The organism is Vibrio sp. D431a, assembly GCF_030248655.1.
In the GTDB taxonomy this organism is placed as follows: Bacteria; Pseudomonadota; Gammaproteobacteria; order Enterobacterales; family Vibrionaceae; genus Vibrio; species Vibrio alginolyticus.
On the sequence record NZ_JAHGAP010000001.1, the window covers coordinates 193,882 to 211,580 of the forward strand.

At 40.1% G+C, this 17,699-nt stretch carries 15 protein-coding genes; 7 read left to right on the plus strand and 8 right to left on the minus strand.

Annotated features, from left to right (window positions below; all coding sequences use genetic code 11):
- The first annotated feature begins 267 nt into the window (after positions 1-267).
- The 3 genes from KJB35_RS01115 to KJB35_RS01125 all read left to right on the plus strand — a co-directional run bounded on the left by KJB35_RS01115 (position 268) and on the right by KJB35_RS01125 (position 4,085).
- Positions 268-1,056, plus strand: coding sequence for a hypothetical protein (locus tag KJB35_RS01115; RefSeq protein ID WP_285469017.1), 789 nt, complete (start codon positions 268-270; stop codon positions 1,054-1,056).
- 166 nt (positions 1,057-1,222) lie between these two features.
- Positions 1,223-3,136, plus strand: coding sequence for a tail fiber protein (locus tag KJB35_RS01120; protein ID WP_285469018.1), 1,914 nt, complete (start codon positions 1,223-1,225; stop codon positions 3,134-3,136).
- A 295-nt stretch (positions 3,137-3,431) separates the two neighbouring features.
- Positions 3,432-4,085, plus strand: a complete 654-nt coding sequence (locus KJB35_RS01125; RefSeq protein WP_285469019.1) for a hypothetical protein — start codon at positions 3,432-3,434, stop codon at positions 4,083-4,085.
- A gap of 19 nt (positions 4,086-4,104) precedes the next feature.
- Here the strand turns inward: KJB35_RS01125 and KJB35_RS01130 are convergent, their stop codons facing one another.
- The 4 genes from KJB35_RS01130 to KJB35_RS01145 form a co-directional block, all read right to left on the minus strand.
- Positions 4,105-4,467 carry a DUF2061 domain-containing protein gene (locus tag KJB35_RS01130; protein WP_285469245.1) on the minus strand — a complete coding sequence of 121 codons (363 nt, stop codon included), beginning with the start codon at positions 4,465-4,467 and terminating at the stop codon, positions 4,105-4,107.
- 342 nt (positions 4,468-4,809) lie between these two features.
- Positions 4,810-5,625 (minus strand): hypothetical protein, encoded by an 816-nt coding sequence (locus KJB35_RS01135; protein WP_285469020.1) that lies wholly within the window; start codon positions 5,623-5,625, stop codon positions 4,810-4,812.
- 606 nt (positions 5,626-6,231) lie between these two features.
- Positions 6,232-7,038: a hypothetical protein gene (locus KJB35_RS01140; protein WP_285469021.1), complete on the minus strand. Its 807-nt coding sequence runs from the start codon at positions 7,036-7,038 to the stop codon at positions 6,232-6,234.
- Positions 7,039-7,131: 93 nt separating this feature from the next.
- Positions 7,132-7,416: a hypothetical protein gene (locus KJB35_RS01145; protein ID WP_285469022.1), complete on the minus strand. Its 285-nt coding sequence runs from the start codon at positions 7,414-7,416 to the stop codon at positions 7,132-7,134.
- Positions 7,417-7,875: 459 nt separating this feature from the next.
- Here KJB35_RS01145 and KJB35_RS01150 point away from each other — a divergent pair, with 459 nt between their 5' ends.
- The 3 genes from KJB35_RS01150 to KJB35_RS01160 all read left to right on the plus strand — a co-directional run bounded on the left by KJB35_RS01150 (position 7,876) and on the right by KJB35_RS01160 (position 10,287).
- Complete coding sequence (locus tag KJB35_RS01150) at positions 7,876-8,661, plus strand: hypothetical protein (protein ID WP_285469023.1); 786 nt, start codon at positions 7,876-7,878, stop codon at positions 8,659-8,661.
- Between the two features lie 215 nt (positions 8,662-8,876).
- Entirely contained in the window at positions 8,877-9,104 is a 228-nt protein-coding gene (locus KJB35_RS01155; RefSeq protein WP_285469024.1) for a hypothetical protein, read from the plus strand.
- A gap of 100 nt (positions 9,105-9,204) precedes the next feature.
- Complete coding sequence (locus KJB35_RS01160) at positions 9,205-10,287, plus strand: DNA cytosine methyltransferase (RefSeq protein ID WP_285469025.1); 1,083 nt, start codon at positions 9,205-9,207, stop codon at positions 10,285-10,287.
- A 162-nt stretch (positions 10,288-10,449) separates the two neighbouring features.
- Here KJB35_RS01160 and KJB35_RS01165 read toward each other — a convergent pair whose 3' ends face one another.
- The 4 genes from KJB35_RS01165 to KJB35_RS01180 all read right to left on the minus strand — a co-directional run bounded on the left by KJB35_RS01165 (position 10,450) and on the right by KJB35_RS01180 (position 15,956).
- Positions 10,450-10,980, minus strand: a complete 531-nt coding sequence (locus tag KJB35_RS01165; RefSeq protein ID WP_285469026.1) for a hypothetical protein — start codon at positions 10,978-10,980, stop codon at positions 10,450-10,452.
- A gap of 74 nt (positions 10,981-11,054) precedes the next feature.
- Complete coding sequence (locus KJB35_RS01170) at positions 11,055-14,399, minus strand: hypothetical protein (protein ID WP_285469027.1); 3,345 nt, start codon at positions 14,397-14,399, stop codon at positions 11,055-11,057.
- A gap of 80 nt (positions 14,400-14,479) precedes the next feature.
- On the minus strand, positions 14,480-14,917 hold the full coding sequence (locus KJB35_RS01175; protein WP_285469028.1) for a hypothetical protein: 438 nt from the start codon (positions 14,915-14,917) through the stop codon (positions 14,480-14,482).
- 58 nt (positions 14,918-14,975) lie between these two features.
- The gene (locus KJB35_RS01180) at positions 14,976-15,956 is read right to left on the minus strand and encodes a hypothetical protein (RefSeq protein WP_285469029.1); all 981 of its coding nucleotides are present in this window, start codon (positions 15,954-15,956) and stop codon (positions 14,976-14,978) included.
- Between the two features lie 280 nt (positions 15,957-16,236).
- Here KJB35_RS01180 and KJB35_RS01185 point away from each other — a divergent pair, with 280 nt between their 5' ends.
- On the plus strand, positions 16,237-17,589 hold the full coding sequence (locus tag KJB35_RS01185) for a hypothetical protein (protein WP_285469030.1): 1,353 nt from the start codon (positions 16,237-16,239) through the stop codon (positions 17,587-17,589).
- Positions 17,590-17,699 lie beyond the last annotated feature (110 nt).

Here is a 17,699-nt window from a genome sequence, read left to right on the forward strand (position 1 = left end):
GTGGGCTGGCATTGTTTGCGACAGATTTAATCTACCATGATTGAGATAAATGTCAATCGTTGTATTTTAACTTAATTGCTGTAAACTACAAATCTTCGCGGAGTCATTGACACACTTCTGCCGCACCGCTTCCGCCTCTTATGCAGGTTTGGTCAAGTGAAGTATTATTTTATCTTTGTCGTACCTTAGAACTGTTAATTCATCAATGGACTCTAAGATGCACAGTAGAGGAAGCGCCTGTGAATACATGTCCGAAGAGGAATTATTATGTCTATGTGGGTAAATTCGAATGCTGACTTTAACAAGCTTGTAAAGCGTGTAGAGTTGTTCATTTCTAAAGTTGCTGGCTCAAATGTTGTAAAGCGCCGTGATATTGAACGCGAGCTTGCTCCCGCATTCAACTATGGCTCAGACCATCCAACACTCTCTAGCTCCCTTAAGGAGCTGCCAAAAACGAAAGAAGGCTTCATTGCAAAGCGAATGGATACCGAGTTTTCTGCCAAGTTGCGAGAGGAATTTTCCGTAATTCATGAGGCTTCAAAGTACAACGAGCGTTGCCAAGCTCTCACTTCGAAGCTTGTAACAGGGTTGCTTTCAAGTTCGTCATCTCTAGAGGCTTTGAGCCCTAATGTAAAAGAAGTATTGAGTTCTTTCCATGAAGTAGCAGTTGAGCAGAATCTATCAGGGGATCGTGGTAAGGCACTTCTCACTGTAAGCTCTCTTGGCGTGATTCATAAGCCTGAACTTGCTCTTGATGTACGTAGAAAAGCCAATATGACCTTTTCTTGGAAGACTACTTCTATCAAGGTTGAAATGCACCTTTTTGACTATCTAAATGGTCGTTACGAGATTACTGCTATCAAAGATATCGAGATTGGCGTAGATAAATCTGTAATCACCATGTCGGAACATGATCGGGCTATTTTGTCAGGACTATTCACCAAAACTCTATCTTCTTGGGCTCAAAAGGGAGCCTTTGCATTAACTGATATGGGCGAATCACGGTTGTCTATTGAGACGTTAAATGCAATTTATAGAGATTTAATGCCTCGTTAACCATTCCTCTTTCTAAGAGCTCAGTAACGTAAAGTTACTGGGCTTTTTTTTGTACCTGTTAGAGCAGGACTACAGCATAAAATGTAACTAAGCCTAATGGTAATAAACGTTTTTTATTAATTAATGCCTAGATAAAAGCAATGCAAAATATTAGGTTTGAAAAAAAATGTTTTTTAAAGATAAGGTTTTAAAAAGAAGAGGATTTGTCCTAGCCGAGGCAATTTTAGCATTGGCAATCATTACAACTGCGGCTGTTTATCGCGCTAAAGTTGAAAATCGAATAAATCAATTGGAATACGCTCAAGAGTTCGCTGTAGACCTAACGCATGTAGCTTCTGCCATTGATAAAAGAGTTTTTCTAGACGGTATTAAGCATCCTAATGGAAGTTGGGATCAAGAATGGCGAGATACTGAAGAAGTTATCGAAAAAATGCTCGGGCATGAGCTGATCGGCAAAGACAATCCCGACTGCGGACACCCGACATTAGGTTGGGCTCCTGTTATTACGGATAATAGCGCTTCATCTCTGATAACTTGCAATTTATTTAGTCCTAAAAAGTTACCATTCAACTTCTCTATGACGGGGAAGAGAGCCAATTCACCGTCTGCACCTGCTCTTATTAATGAATGGTCTTTCGAGCTATTCCACGCCAATCCTTCTGAATTCTACGAATACGCCCATTTGTATCCACACATACTCAAAAAGTTAAAGCTTCACCAATCTCTTAGTATGACCGGAACAATAACATCAAAAACAATCAATAGGGCAACTGGTGAGGATGTGACAGCAGCGAGTTGTCATTCACTGAATTCAATGTGTGCCATACAGGTGAAGTATCAGACAAGCACATCGCCACTGATGGGGGAGGATGTGTATTTAAGAGTTGATGGGCTTAACACCATGAGAAATAGCCTTAGATTCTCATCTGGGGCTACTGTGGCTACTTGCTATAAACAAGACGCTCCAAAAAACTATAAAGAGGTTCCCTGTGGTCTCAACTTTGACCCCGTAGATGACTCCTTGGACGTTGTATCAGACTTGGTTTATACCTCAGGTCTTAACTTAGTACGATCGCAGAGTGAAGCTCCTGTTGTGGTTACATGTAAAGATAAGAGCGGTTCTGATGTTTATTGTGGATTGTCAGCAAGCGGGACGCCATCAAGCATTACTTCTAGTGCATATCTTAATTCTATTGTCGCAAATGATTTTATTGGTTTAACAAACAACTCTGGAGTAAGCGTTTTTGAGGTTGATGGTCGAGGTAATATCGCGGCAAAAGGTGATGTTTCATTTGCAAGTTCTTTAGGCGTTGAGGGTGATACTGAGGTTGGCGGCGATCTACTTACAAAAGGAACCTTAGTTGTAAACGGGGACTCTTTAAACAAAGGGGATTCTGTTACGAAGGGAAGCTCATCTGTAGAAGGTGCCTTGACAGTATTTAGTGATTCCTATTTTAAGCGAAACGTGTTCACAAGCGGTACATCCACTAGTCACTTAACAGTGGCTAAAACATTTAGGTCTACAAAACCTGTATCTATTGGGTCTAGCTGTAGTGGGGATAATGTTGGAGACTTTGCATCTACCACTAGTGGAATCATCGTAAGTTGCCAAAACAAGTCCTCATCAAAGATTTGGGCTCCTGCCGTTGAAAGTGTACCTGTTGGAACAATATCAATTTGGTCAAAGGGAACTCCACCAAGTGGGTGGATTGAATGTAAAGGTCAGAGTACTCATCCATATCCGCTTCTTAGAGCTGCAATAGGAAGCCGCGTGCCAGATTTGCGAGGGGTGTTTGTACGAGGTGTAGACAACGGGAAGGGGTTGGATTCAGGTCGTAGGATAGGTTCGTATCAGGGAGATACCGATCAAAAGTTTACAGCGAAGTGGAATGCAGATGACAGATCTGCAAGGTGGCCTAGTGGAATTGCAAGAAGTAACTGGAATAGAAATAGTGGTGGTGCTGATGGCGGTGACGGTAGCAGTGCTGATTTGACACTAGACAATTCTAGAGCAATAAGGACATCTCATGAATCAAGACCTAAGAATGTAGCGATGATGTACATAATTAAACATGAATGATGGAGTTTGGTGTGTTGATACTATGAAGTTTAGATTATTAACACTGTGTGTTTTTTTGCTGAATCTTAAAAAAAGAAATCACATGTAGCGGAAAGAATCACACACATTGTGTGAATGTGTAGAATTTCCTTTAATTTAAAATCCTACACTCTTTTATATTTTTTTAGGGTAAGGGTTGCAATTCGAGCGAAAAAACTGCAATAATTCCATTGGTTTAACTATAATGCTACAAGGAGGTTGAAGTGTGTATAAAGCAGTGTGTTTGGGGTTTCTACACACTTACCAAGGTGTGCAAATGAAGTATATACAGTTAATAAAACACAGCTGGAATTTTGTACTCTTAACCGTGTTGTGTATAAGCACCTGTGTAGGGATTATTAACACACTTGCATATTTAGTTGTAACAGCAAATGCTCTTCCTCCGCATTATGTAGAGTTGGTCAAACTAGCTTTGATGATTCTGAATCTTTTTTTGATTTGTCCGATTTGTTTGTTCGGAATAACCTTCCATGAAATTGGACACGCAAAGGCAGGTGAGATTGTAGGTCTAAGAGCATTAGATTTAATCTCTTTCGGACTGGGGTCGCGGAGAAGGTCTTTTAGCTTTGGGGTATATCGTATAGAGATAAATAAGACCTTACTACCACCACATGTAGATCTTGGTGCTCTAGATGAGCTGAGCCCAGAGGAAAAGATATTTGTATTTCGTTCAGGCCACTTTCTTTATGTCTTCTTTATGCTGGTGGTTGTTTTATTTCTGGGCTTAACAATTGAATTGCTACCTGATGCCTCTTATATAAAAGAAAGTCTTTGGAGTGTTTTTGATGTGCTCCCAGTAGCCCTTTTGGCAGGATTTGCCAACTTTTTACCTATAAAATTTGGTGAGGTGGGAACAGATGGTTGGCACATCAGAGAAGCTAAACGAGAAGGATTTAGTGCTAGAGTGTGATTTCCAGAGGTTTGGAAACTCAATATGCAATTTGTTTTTTGTTCCAATACCTTTCGTGAATGGTGTATGCGATTGTGTTTATGCTCGGTTCGATTACGGCTACAGATCCTCCTGCAAAGGCATCACCAGTTAAAGCATATACGACCGAGAAAGCTACCGAGAAGTGCACAACGGCAAAGCTTATGGTTTTGATGTTGGATGTGTTTAATTTTTTCAGCATGGAAGACCGCCATGCCCGTTCATGAAAATAGAAAGCAATTGTGTTTATGCTCGGTTCGAGCATACCAATTAAGCCTCCTAGAAGAATATTTCCAGTTAATACATAAGTGATAGTAAAGGCTATTGAGAAGTGCGTAATAGCGAAGCTTATTGTTTTTTTTATATCTGTTTTCTTTTAGATTTGAAATTTTATCAACAATAGGTAAAGACTTGATTAACTATAAGTTTAATAGTCAAAAACTATGAGGAGATGAAATAGTGATCGTTCGGATGGATAGGTGTATAGAATTTACGAGTGTCGGTTGACAGACCAGTTCGACCGTCGTAATTTAGATACAGGATAAGTGAGTTTGTGGCAGTATGAGGTACTCCACGTAAAAAAGTCTACATACCTCGCGCAGTAATTTAGCGACGGTCATGCACCGCGCAGAACAATTTATATAACTATTATTTTTGTTCGTAAAAGCCTACTCGATGAGTAGGCTTTTTTGCATTTGTTAATCAGTTAATCTTGAAAAATCTCCCCAAGCCATCGAGCCTTAGTTAGAAAGCTTGGCAATGTGGTTGGAGAATTGATTTCCGAGTTACTCTCTCTGGTATTAATGGAAGCAAACTTTAAAAAAGACGCTCTGTTAGTCGGAGAAGAGGTAAGCGACGATTCATCATCAATATAGACCGTCGACGTTGGAAATTCTCTGAGGTTCTTTACAAGTTCTCGCAGGAAGGCTGATTCTAAGTAAACTCTACTCGGGTAACAAGTGTAAACAACATTGCATGAAGATAGATCAGTCTCAGCGAAGCTCGACATTTTAAAATGATTTTCTGTCATTAAAATAATGCCTCTTGGTAGTTGAGCTCCAATATCTTGATGAGTCAGCTTCGTTACTTTTGTTGATTCTAAATAGTGTCTAATTTCCTTCTCATAGGAAGCGATCAGTGATGCTGGCAAAACAAACAAGTTTGTTTTGGCTTGCTCTCTGTGTGATTTGGTAAACTCGTATACTGGTGAGTGCCCTGAACCAATCGGAAAGTCAGGAGTCATCACTAAAATTCTCATACCTTCAGGAGAAGTGTCACGCACGACTGCCGGATCGAAAGAATTAGTTATTCTACTTACTGATGTGCGTGGTGATAACACTTGAATTTCGTTCCTTGAAAGTGATTTCTCAATTCCAATCTCGTAGAACTCAATTTTTTGTTTGCTTTGACTTCTTCTGGCTACTCTGGAGATAGCCTGAAAGAAAAACGCGTCAAATTGACGTTTGCCTGTGCATTTTTCGAAGAAATCACCCATTAAGTCTTCTTTTTTCTGAGGGCTCATATTTTTGCATGATAGCTCACCTTCTAGAAACGAGATTAGTTGCGCACCAATCTCCGAAGGGGGGACGCTGTTGGTATAAGCTCGGAGGAATAAGTTTGAGATGGCAGGCGAAAAGTAATCGTCTAATGGTAAACCATCTAAAACGGGTTTAAGGTGGTTATACGATTTGTAATCGCAGTAATGAGCAAAAACTTCGCGTTGCTTATTCTTTTTAAAGCAAAGATTCAGTGATTCTTCAAGGAATGAAAATAGAGCTTTAGATAGTTCGTTTGCTTCTTGGCGTGTTTGGCAGAAACTAAAAAGCGTTAGCATTAGCTGACTCCGATTGCTCGCAGATTTAGAAGTTCGTGCGTTCTTCTGGTAGCGAGGATCTGAGTTTGCTACTAGAAATTGATATTGTGTCTTTCGCCATCCCTCTTTTGAGGTGCACGATTGCAGAGCACACTAAACTCTTGAGTCGTCTATATGACATAACCAACTCAAAACGAAGATTACCACATTTGAGTTTAATGTCAAGTTTAAAGTTGTGACATGGACTTGTTTTTGGAAAGGATGTGGTGTGGAAAGTAGCGCCCAATGAGAGTGAGCGCTGCTCTTGGAGATATTTTACCAGTTGCGGGTGTTATAGATTGAGTAGTCTACGTGTTCAGCCGTTATTGCTGTTGTCATGGATGTGAGCGTCACAATGTCTTCTTCGGAGAGTTCTTCAAACATTTCAAAGCACTCGAACTCGTTATTAGATGACATCTCTTCCCATTCTTTATGGAGTGCCTCTTCGTTCCAGTCTTTAATCATTTTTTCACTGATGTAAGTTATGGCATGAATAACTCTATCAGAAACCTTTGAAGCGAGCGGGTTTTCGATCAAAAAGAATACAATTCCATTGTCTATTGTCCTTACCTGACGGAACTGCTTCTTCTCTGTCAATCTTCCTTGAGTCTTTAGCTTTAATAGTTCCGCCTCTAGAGTAAAGTAAGCTTTAGTGAATACTTCCAATGAAGCGTTCCACTTGAAGTCGTCACTACGTTGAAGAAACCTTTGAACGGCATGGTTCGTAAATATTACGTTGGTTACGTGTGACCAAGTATCGCCTTTTACCTTACCTGTGTCAGTGTCTGAAACTGCTAGAAAGCCGTTAATTAGCTTGAATCGTTTTGCTTCAGACGTAACCCCAATATGGGTAATAATAGGATCTGTATATGACCCAGATGTACGAATGCCGACGCAGTGTTTACCAAGGCGTTTCATTGACGCTATGGTCTTCTTTACGTCGATACCTAAAGAAGGTGCATTACGTACGTATTTAGGCTCTTGGCGTGAAAGCTCCTTAATATACATAGGTGATTTTTTTTCTAGCTGTTCATGAGCTTCACGGATGATGCTTCTAATTTCGCTGATAGAATGGACTGACATTGAAATGCTCGATTTAATTAATTTCGAGCATTTTAACTTTAATGGTATGTATTGTTTAGAAAAACAGGTCACTAACGGTGAGCAAGTCACTTTTTAGTGTTCTTTGTAAGCAAAGATTCCGCCGTACGCACTAGCCTCAAGCGAGTTATCTGTATCTTTTGGGAGGTAATTTGCCTTCTTAGAACTAGAGGTGAATGCGTTGGTTTCCACCGTCGCATACATCATGCACATGCATGTTAGGTTGATGATTGTTGAGACTACAAGCACTACTCCGAAAGATGAACGAAGAGCGTCTGCAAAAAAACCTGTAAGAACTATAAGGTTTGACGCAAAGCCAATGCCGAAACATACGGCTTTGATATTTTTAAGACTGTGCATTGTTTCACCGAGCTTTTTCTTAATTTTAATAAATTTCGGCGATATGTGTAAGTTGGTGCATATGAAATGCAGAGTGTACCAATGCATTTTTTGGGGAGATGGTGAGTTGGCAGAGGGATTCGAAGGTTCACCAAGTACAATCACGCATGATGGAGTGGGATCGAAAATAGAGAGCCTAACCCATCGTGCCAGCTTTGATTGTTTAGCCATCAATGATTAATTAAAAGATAATCGATGATCTTTTGCTTAATTTTGAGATGGATAATCACAATTCATTCTTTCATGACACCAGAGCGCAATGTGAGACTAACATCTTGTGTTTTAAGAGTTCATGTCCCTTCAGGATATGGAGCGTTCATGTCGTATAAATCGCTTTCTGCTTAGTCTTTTTTGGAGGTGGTGATATGATTGCGGACTCAAAAATGCACTTGAGCCCTAAATTGTTTAAAATTAATAGAAATGACTGAATTATTACCTGAGTTACATGATGCGATCGATGACACTGGATCATTTAAGATGATTCGTAGTGCATTTGTTAATACGCTTTATGACGAAGGGTCAAATGACTTCTATAACAGATTGCATTTACAAAACAGTGAGCGTTTTAGAGATCTGGTTGCAAAGGGTAGGTACGAACTTGCTATTGGGCTAGTTGAGGGGCCTTTTAAGCTCAAGATGTTACTGAACATATGTGAATACAGCGATTTAGAGTTTGAAAGCTCTAAATACTGGAATATGTTGTTTGCGGCTTACAGAGTTACTGAGTACACATATGATAATAAGGAAGCTTGGTTAAGCCTTATGGAGGGGGCTATGGAGTGTAGAGAAAGCTTTATGAGCGAAGCTGACTTAGAAAGTTACAAATCACTCCCTGAGACATTTGTTGTGTACAGAGGAGCTGTAGCTGGAGAAAATGAAGACGGTATCTCTTATTCTTTATGCTCAAGTCAAGCTGAATGGTTTTCAAAACGTTTAACGGATTCCGGTAGTGTTCTTATAAAGGGCGAAGTTCACAAGAAAGACGTCATAGGTTATAGCAATCAGCGTGGCGAGAATGAAATCATCGTCTCGCCTGACAACGTTAAGATACTCAAGCGATATGAACTTGATTATGAGAAGGCTCCCGAGATGGACATAAAGTCCAAGTTGGTTCTAAGTAACGCCAATGAAATTAGCTCGAAGTATTGTAAGCTGACTCAGCAAAAGCTGAGTGCCTCAAAATTAAATCCACCTAAACTGAAATAGTTCACGGACTCATCAATGATCACTTGAGGTTGTGCGTAATCAAGAGCAACCTCAAGAGACCAGCATCTATGTTGGTCGTCTTCTTTAGGCTTTGCTCAATCGTTGAGCTCTAACACAATCACTACCTTACTGGCATTTTCGATTGAATGTGATCTATGTCGGCCTACCTCATTGTGGTATTATAGCTAAATCGGTTCTACAGAATAGAAAACGCAATGAGAAAAAGATCTCTACTAAATGCAAAACTAAATTTAAACAAAGCTCTCAACGAGATTAGTGTAAAGAAACAGCTTCTAAACCCAAAGGAAAAAGCTCAGTACAAGTCACTGTGTGTTAATACGATGCGCAGCGTAGATATTGTACTGATAGAAGATAGTTCGATCCCTTGTATGGTTAATGCAAATTTTGAGCAAGTCGTCTCGGCATTAAATGAAGTAGCTTAGCGCTTTCATAATTACGTTTCCTAAAGGTCACCGAAGTGACCTTTTTTTTATTCACAATACCTCAAAATAGTCAGTTAAAAATCTTACATTCTTCAAAAAGATGTTTGATTTAATACCTACGCTGAGTAGGTCTAAGCTGACACACCTCGATGCTTTTTGTGGTGCAGGCATTGGCGAAATTGGTGCTCATCGTGCCGGACTTAAAACTATTTTTGCTTTTGATAATAACAAGAAGGCAGTTGAAACCTTCAACTTAAACTTTGGGGATATTGCCGAAGTTCTCGACGCTAGAGATCTATTAAAATCCTCAGAAGAGGAAGCTATTGCGTACATACGTTCAATACTGCCTTATGCTGACGTAATCAGTGGCGGCTTCCCATGCAAGCCTTGGAGCATTGTTGGAGCAAATGAAGGGGAGGATAATCCGACATCTGGCAAGCTGGGTTATGTCATGACTCTCATTATCAAGGCGCTACAACCCAAGTCCTTTCTTATTGAAAATGTCGACGGATTAGTGAATTCACGAAATATTGATTACTTCAAAAAGATGGTTAATTTTCTAGAAGACGCAGGCTTTGATGTTAGTTGGAGGGTTCTTAACTCTGCGGATTACGGAGTACCACAGAAGAGAAAAAGGGTGTTTATTGTTGGGTTTCGTAAGGATTTGTCTATAAAAGACTATCAGTTTCCAATAGCCACAACTCCTGATGACTCAGAAAAGATGACAATAAGGCAAGCTCTAGAGGGACTAAGTAGATCGCCTGACGGTATTAACGATCACGAAGGTGTTGGTTTACGTAATGACGAAAAGCCATATGCACATAAGATACCTAATGGTGGTAATTGGAAGAGTCTCCCTGTAGATGAGCAAAAAGCGTTCATGAAAAGAGGGTTTTACAGCGGAGGCGGCAGGACTGGCGCTCTATTCAAAGTAGATCCCGATAAGCAAGCCAAAACAATTCTTAGCAGCCCACTTGGAAAAGCGACGGCTCAGATATTGGATTGGGGCATAGGGGAGCCGAGGCGTTATACGGTTAGAGAATCATTGCGTTTGCAAACTGTGCCAGACACATTTCGTTTTGCTGATGGGATGAAACTTATGAAGAAATACGAAAGATGCAGTGGGATACCGTCACTGCTCTCATTCTACTTGTTCAAAAGCATAAGAAGTCGAATTGAATGATGTTTTCGGCACTTCTTGATTAAGGTTTTGTTTACCAAAGGGAGCCTCGTGTGTTGCGAGGCTTTCCAGAGGTTTGGAAACCATGTTTCGAACAGTTTTGTACGAGCTCAATTTTACTTGTCGATTATTAACAATTATTAAGCAATTTAATAAATCGTATTCCTAATTAATCAATGCTTTAATCGTGGTGTTTGCTGTTTCAAGATCACAACTCTGTTCTGCAATACCACGGATCATGATGCCTAACTTTGTGCCTTGAATCGCGGAAACATGTAGAAATAGAAATGATTTAAAGTCTTCGTGGTTCTCGATAGTGATTGCTTGATTGTATTGCTGGTGCCAGTCAATCAGTGTTGATGAAAAGAACTCAATTAATGACACCAATCCTTCAATAGAGGCCATTGGTCGGCATTTTCTTTCAGCGTACCGATTTACTACTTTTTCGCTTGCAGAGATAAGGTATGTAGCTTCGATGGATTGGAATTGTTGAGATGTATCATTAACCTTTAGGTTAGAAAGCTGGTGGAGTAATTTAAGGCTCAAAGGCTGCGTCAAGTCAGCAAGCGCTTCTTTTAGGCTCACTTTTGATTGCTCCAACTCATTATGAATTGCCAGTCTTCGAAGCTTGTCCCATTTGCAGATTTGTCGACAAAGTAGACGTAAAACATTTTGGAGTTCTTCTGGTTTGTACATAAGAATGCTCTTGTGGAATATGGAATCAAGAGACCTTTTTCAATAAGGTCTCTTGATGTGTCCAAAAATAAAGATTAATTAGGGATCTCTTTGTTGATAACACGGCGTTCACGGGAGGTTACGGGGGTAATCTCACCGAAATCTGATTGAGCATCGGTCTCAACTTCTTTGATCGTGTCAATGTGGAGCATTGAATGTCTCTTTTCATTGACGTAATACTGGTTTTTATATTCAGCGTTTTTCTTGAGAGCCTCTTCTAGTGAGTCGTAGTGACTACAATCCAGAGGTTTTTCGTTTTTTGAATAAACATCCCGATAGTCAAAGTAATCAGCGTAAGTTAGGTTGGTATCTGCATCTTTGCGAACAACGCGGACAATTGGACGGTAGTTCTTGGGTTCAGAGATACCTAGCAGTTCATCAAAGCTACCATTGTAGTTAATCACTGGTTTGAAGTTCTCAGGGCTTAATACCTCAGCTAAAGCGTGGTCAATTGAATACTGCTTAGGAGCTCTCTTTGAATATTTACCATAAGTCGATAGAGATGACTGTCCGAAAAAGTCAGAGTCTAAGTCGGTTTTCGCGGATAGTGATGAAACGATAATTTCTGATTGTTCCAATGTTCCACTCAACGACGAAAATCCTTTCATTTTGTCAAATACATCACTAGCTGCGTTTGTGTCATGGTAAATGCTAGTGTAAGCATCTTTTAGCCAGTCTAACTTCTCCTCGGAAGGTGATTTTTCAATAAGAAGCAAAAGAGGGTTTACTTTCAGTGCTACAAGACTGATCTCTCCTTTCGCGTTAACATCTGTCATATAGCCTAAATAGATAGAATATGAAGGTTCCGAAACAATCTTCCACCCACTAAGCTCTGTTAACTCTTCTCGTTCTGACAAATACCAGCAAGCAAATTTATCCCATTCAACTTCTGATGCCCCAATCTTGGAGATGCGGTTGATGTCCTGTTCAAGGTCGTATGACTCTAAGAAGTCGATGAACTCTTTTTTTGCTTTAGGTGTATCAAATGGGCTTTTCTCTTTAGCAGCATAGTCCCCGATGTTTTCTACTTGATAGATGACCTTCTCTTTTGAAACTTCCTTTGTTAGGCGGCAATATTTACCACGGCCACTTTTGATGTCGCTCTTTGTAAAGGAATAGGTAGAACACCAAACCCAATCAAAAGGTTCGATTCGGTTGTCGATTTCTTCATTTTTGGGTGCGCTGTAAACAACATACTTGCCACTTTCATTCAATGAGATGCGAATAGCCTTTCTGCCAACTTGTTGCTGTTTTTCAATTAACGTGTCGACGATGACTTCGGGGTCACGGGCTAACTCATACATTTGGTTAAGTAGGTTAACTTTAGCCTTTGTGTCGTTGCAGATCTCTACCAGAGATTTACCGTTGTGTGCACATCGAGCAATAGCGACTGCTTCATCAATGACTTTTAATGCTTTATCAGCAGTCGCAACATCACCATCAGAAAGGGCTTTAAGGAGTTCTTTTCTAGTTTCCTCCTCCTCGTCCCGCTCATGCTCCATAAGCTTGATAATTCGTTTAAGAAGTCGAAGGTGCTTGATTGACTTAAAGCGTGTTGGTCTGTCATGTAAGTACCATTTTGCGTCCTGTAGCTTCAGACGATCTAAACAGATTGTGTTAAAAGATGCTTTGTTTCTTTCAAGTAGCTTCGAAATCAGTAGGCGTCCTTCTTTGAGTTTTGGGTACGACTGAATTGCATAACACTCAATTAATGGGACTTTCATTGACAGTTCATCACCACGCTTGTTAACAACACCAACGAACCAGTCTTCCTCTGAGTTAATATCAAACTCCCGAGATGGTGGGTTGTTGTAGCTGTGGTAGCTCTTTTTCTTCTCATATGCGCTCGGTACAGTTTCTAAGCTCATAACCTCATTATGAAGAACTAAAACGCGTGAGCCTTTGCTTACGTATGAATTTAAGTTTTTAATCCAGTCGTGGATACTGCCTAGTCGACGGGTGTTCGCAAGTAGATTTGAGCCATCATCATCATGAATAAAGTTAAAGTACTTTTCTTGAAATTCTCCACTAACAAAATTCAACGACATTTCTTCGGTGTAGAAGTCGCCGAACAGCTTGTGTTTGTGGTCTAGTCCGCAAAATAAGATAAGAAAGCGTTTGTAGGTGAGTGCCGATGCTTCAAAAACTGAAAGTCTGTTACTGTACTCTAGATCTGTAAATTTAATGGTTCGTCCATCAAATCCTTTAAACGGAGCCTCTAAATCATCAGTTGATGGAAATAGATGCGTTTTAAACTCTAAGTCGCCTCTCTTTGATTCGACAAAATGTACATTTTCACCGTCACGAATAAGCAAGAATAACCTAGCGTTCTCTGCGCTTGCATTTTCAATTTCTTCATATGTACACCCTTCATAATCGATCCTACGGCGGGTAGTTGATACACCTAACACGCATCGTTCAGTAGGGAAGATCTGATTCATCAGGCTGTCATTTTCTTTTAGCGCGTTAAAGAACTCGTCTCGTGATCGGAAATCAAAATCTTCTTCAATATCAACCCAAACGGCAGCTTCTTCGTCCATGAATAAAGGACGTTGGTAAACAGTTAATTTCTCGGTTTTTGGGGCGCTTTTGCCTTTACGTAGTGTTTTAATTTCTACCCCTTTTAATGTGTAAAGACCGAGGTTGGCAATGCCCTTTTTTAACTCTTTAATCTGATCGTAAACATCCTGTTGTTGAGCGATAGGCTGAAGCGTTTTCTCTTTGATGAAAGGTGTCATTTTAGACGCAATCGCAGTAAATTTGGACGTTTGTGATGTTATCCATGCAATGCGGCGACTGGCAATATCTTGATGGTGACTCATTGCGTTTATGATGTTTTCTACACCTTTCTCACTTAAATTTGTGACCATTAGATCAGTGATTTGCTGAGAGGCAATAGCTTGAGGTAAGTTTGTTGGCAGTGCTTCGCGGATAACGGGCAAGTTTTTTTCGAGCTCATCCGTAGGGAGATCTCTGAGGATATATCGATCTAGTGTAGATTCGTCGGAGGTTGCATCAGTGAGCTCTTTTTGTGCTTCAGTCAGTTCTAGTCTGATTGCATCAAGCGAGCGATCTCGTTCTGCCCTAGCGAAATTAAGGTCAACGTGTTCAAATAATGAAATGAAATCTTGAGTTAAAAATTTAGATGTTAACTCTCGATGATTATCTGCGGTGGGTTGCTTCGATGGGTGCAATAGGACGGTAATCGAGTGGGGTTCATCGTCCACGTATCCAATCTTTGAAAGCAGAAGAATTTCACCGGATTCAATACCTTTGCTTTCGTCTGTCGCAATGGCTTTCCAGTATTCTCCTGCTTTAAGTGTTACAACCTTTTCAATCTTTTCAGTTTTAGGATTGCTTCTTTTTTCTATTCCAGACATTAGTTTGACCTGTGTTGTTTAAACCACATTCATACTAACATAACCGGACGATTATTAAAATGTTTTTAAAAACATTTGATTTATGGCAGGGCGTTGCTTCTAACAAGTGCGTGTGGAGCTTCTCTCACTAGGACTTTTGAGAAGTTAAGGCATTGTTTTGCTTTGGTATAACCCGTTCGATTAATCCAAAGTCGCTGAGTTTTGGAGAGACTGGCTTTTTTCAAATCTGAGATGTTTGTGTAGTATTGGTTATCTTCACCTTTCCATATTTCTGCATATGGATGGAACCATAATGCCACTAGTAATTCGTGAAGTTTTACCTGTAGTTTCGATGCGACTAGGTTAACTTTTTGGCTTGATTCATTTGAAAATACAGCGCACTGACATATTGCTTTAAACGCAGTGTCAACGGCTATGTCGGATTTATGCTTAATTTCAATCTTATGAACGATGCGGATCTGACGTGCAACCTCATTAATCATAGATTTACAGATTCTGAAATCTTTTGGTTTACTCATTTTGTTATCACCTGTGTTACTTAGGAGCCCGAACCACCGAGCTCCATTTGAAATGGCCTTATAGGCTGTTGGATAAGAAAGAAGACTTCGCGAGCTCGATAAACTGGCAGTCTTTTAGTTTTAAAGTTACGTAAATCGCAACAAGATTCTGTTCGTCATCGAATTTGCGACCGTGGTTATGAGCAATATCGTATGAAAACTCAACGTTATCATGCTCTAGAATCTTACGGTTAATCTCGTAATCTATCCCGTGAAAGAATGAATCAAGAATATCATATGTGTAGCTAAGTAATTCGGGGCTTACCGCTTGAAGACCTTTTAGTACTAAAGTCCTCTTCCCGTCAGTTGAGGCTTCAATTGCAAAGTCGGGTAAGTAAGAGTCGTACACTGGAGCATCTGACTCTGTAAGCTTCGTTATTACGAAATCACCACTAATCTCTCCGCACTCTTCAACTAGAGTGTTAAAAATCACATCATGGAAGACATTAAGTTTCGAGATATTTTGTGCAATTTGGTGATGACTACGATTGATTAACAACCCGTTTTTAATCAGTTCTGTAATTTTCGGATTCTGGTTTGATACGTTAACATCCTCATAGATCGCTTCCAAGGATGAATTGAATGTATCGCATAGAGTAGGGTCTTTTTCGATAGATTTTAGCACCACCTCAAACTCCCATGGAGACGTATGTAACCAAATTGAGTTAATGAAGTGATCAACAACCTTTCTCATAACCTCTTTTCTTGTAAAACCAGTAAAAATGGTGAGAGGGTTCTTGGTCTCGATGTCGGTGTTGTTAAAGAAGCTCGATGCTCCGATGTACATCGGGATGTCTTTGTGGATAGTGATGGCGTCTTGGTTTGCTTCCATCACCTTCTTGTTCGAATACTTCAGGGCTTTGCTGAAACACTCTAGTAAGGTTGATCTTTTTAACTTGTGACCTGATTTCTTTTGATAATGCTCTTGTGTAATGCGAGCAGCCTCTTGAACATTGCAAGCGGAAATTAGGTGAGGGAAGTTTAAAATCTGCATTTTCATAGTACATCCTATGCAGCTATATATGTGAATGTTTGTTCCGTTAACATTGAGCTGCAAAGAGTCAATGATAATGATTTGAATAAAACCGATTAGGTAGGTAGCAGTTGCCATACTCGTTAGAGTGGAACTAGGGGGATGCCAGCCCAGAGCTCAAGCTCATCTGCCTAATATTATACGGGAACAACAAGGAGTCAAGTGTTTTTAGAAACAACTTGCGAGATCTGTCGATATTTTAATGTGGTAGTATGACAACAAATGCTATTTGTCATGATTCAAAAGAATGTCTAAACGTGAAATCTCAATCCATCAGGCGATTGATAACATCTCTACTCAAAGTGTAGTTGCGAAGAGCTTGCTCTCAGCAGTAAAAAATAAGATTGGTAACTCTGGAATTAAGCAGCAGCACGTTGCTAGAAGGTTAATTGTAGACTCGGCTCTCAAAGAAGCCTACGAGCACTTTGAGATCGAAGATCTACGTAGCCTAAATTCAATTAAAAAAGAATCCGAGCTTCTCCTTAATGACATTAACATTCGTAACGACGAGCTGCACTCCAAGGTCTATGAGATTGTTAAGTGCCGGAAGACTCCTTTTCACTCTCAAGTTTTAGATTTTTGTAAAGAGGCAGGGCTTGATAACAGCATTACAGAGCGTTGTCATCGGGCTATTGACGTTTTGAGGTCTTCTTACGCAGTTTTTGGTTTTCAGGGAGTCCCTTTCTTTGCCTGTAAAACAAACTGCATCTATCCAGAGAAGTTAGTAGAGCTGTGCTCCAACCAAAGTTTAGATGAAGTATTAGAGAGACCAGAGAGTAGTTTATGGGGGATGGCTATTAAAGACCCTTGTCGTTATGCTCCTTCAAGAAAAACATTCCTTGATTCTGTCTTGTATAACCTAGAGCAGGAGATAGATGGCTCAGAAGCTCTCAGTTTAGTTAGAACTGCATTGACTAGGAAGAAATCAGATCATGAAGTTGCAAGCCTAAGGACAGTTCTGATTACTCAAGAACGTCCCGATTACGTGAAGGTCATTGATGACATCAAAGACTGGGCTGTTGTTGCTGATGCAGTCTCTATGCGTTTGGCAGACTTAACTGATGAAGAAAGAGCTTGTATCGGTAAGTACCCCAAAACAAGGACGTACTCAATCGATATTGATGTAGAACTCCCTGAGGGCGTTCAACAGAGACATGATTGTCCGCTAAAACTAAGATACAAAATCAATGATTGGATTCATGGAATGGGTGCTGATATTGCTGAGGCAATGCCTTCAAATATCTCACTCTCATGGGATTTTGTTGAAGCAAGATGCCCTGATTTCATCACGGAGTCATTTACTTCAGTTGAGATCATGCAGTACTTGAGTAAGCGTCTGAAAGTTGAAACCTTACAAGCCGTTGATAGCTACAGGAAGTGGAAAAGTAGTGGTCAAAAGTATATGCCTTATCAAGGGGAATACTACTCAACAGATGAAGGCGTCGAAGGGCTTATTGTTGAGCTAGCTAGTTCCTTCATTAGGCGCAGCTTCCAAAGTTACGATTGCATCCATGATGTACTTGATGTTGCCAACACTCCAGAGGTATACAAGCCATTTTCAGGCTTGAAAGAGATGATTGAAGGCAGTTCGACCTTGTAGTTTTTTATTATTATCACTTCATAATAAGGCACCTACGAACCTTATCTCTAGGTATGAGTTAGGTTAAGTTCTTGGTGCCTTTCTTATATTTCTCTATCTTGACATTTAGC

Bases quoted from the DNA above. Each gene is read 5' to 3' on its own strand.
- KJB35_RS01145 (WP_285469022.1), bottom strand. From the start codon at position 7,416: ATGCACAGTCTTAAAAATATCAAAGCCGTATGTTTCGGCATTGGCTTT.
- KJB35_RS01175 (WP_285469028.1), bottom strand. From the start codon at position 14,917: ATGAGTAAACCAAAAGATTTCAGAATCTGTAAATCTATGATTAATGAG.
- KJB35_RS01160 (WP_285469025.1), top strand. From the start codon at position 9,205: ATGTTTGATTTAATACCTACGCTGAGTAGGTCTAAGCTGACACACCTC.
- KJB35_RS01155 (WP_285469024.1), top strand. From the start codon at position 8,877: ATGAGAAAAAGATCTCTACTAAATGCAAAACTAAATTTAAACAAAGCT.
- KJB35_RS01150 (WP_285469023.1), top strand. From the start codon at position 7,876: ATGACTGAATTATTACCTGAGTTACATGATGCGATCGATGACACTGGA.
- KJB35_RS01140 (WP_285469021.1), bottom strand. From the start codon at position 7,038: ATGTCAGTCCATTCTATCAGCGAAATTAGAAGCATCATCCGTGAAGCT.
- KJB35_RS01125 (WP_285469019.1), top strand. From the start codon at position 3,432: ATGAAGTATATACAGTTAATAAAACACAGCTGGAATTTTGTACTCTTA.
- KJB35_RS01120 (WP_285469018.1), top strand. From the start codon at position 1,223: ATGTTTTTTAAAGATAAGGTTTTAAAAAGAAGAGGATTTGTCCTAGCC.
- KJB35_RS01135 (WP_285469020.1), bottom strand. From the start codon at position 5,625: ATGAGCCCTCAGAAAAAAGAAGACTTAATGGGTGATTTCTTCGAAAAA.
- KJB35_RS01165 (WP_285469026.1), bottom strand. From the start codon at position 10,980: ATGTACAAACCAGAAGAACTCCAAAATGTTTTACGTCTACTTTGTCGA.
- KJB35_RS01180 (WP_285469029.1), bottom strand. From the start codon at position 15,956: ATGAAAATGCAGATTTTAAACTTCCCTCACCTAATTTCCGCTTGCAAT.
- KJB35_RS01170 (WP_285469027.1), bottom strand. From the start codon at position 14,399: ATGTCTGGAATAGAAAAAAGAAGCAATCCTAAAACTGAAAAGATTGAA.
- KJB35_RS01115 (WP_285469017.1), top strand. From the start codon at position 268: ATGTCTATGTGGGTAAATTCGAATGCTGACTTTAACAAGCTTGTAAAG.
- KJB35_RS01185 (WP_285469030.1), top strand. From the start codon at position 16,237: ATGTCTAAACGTGAAATCTCAATCCATCAGGCGATTGATAACATCTCT.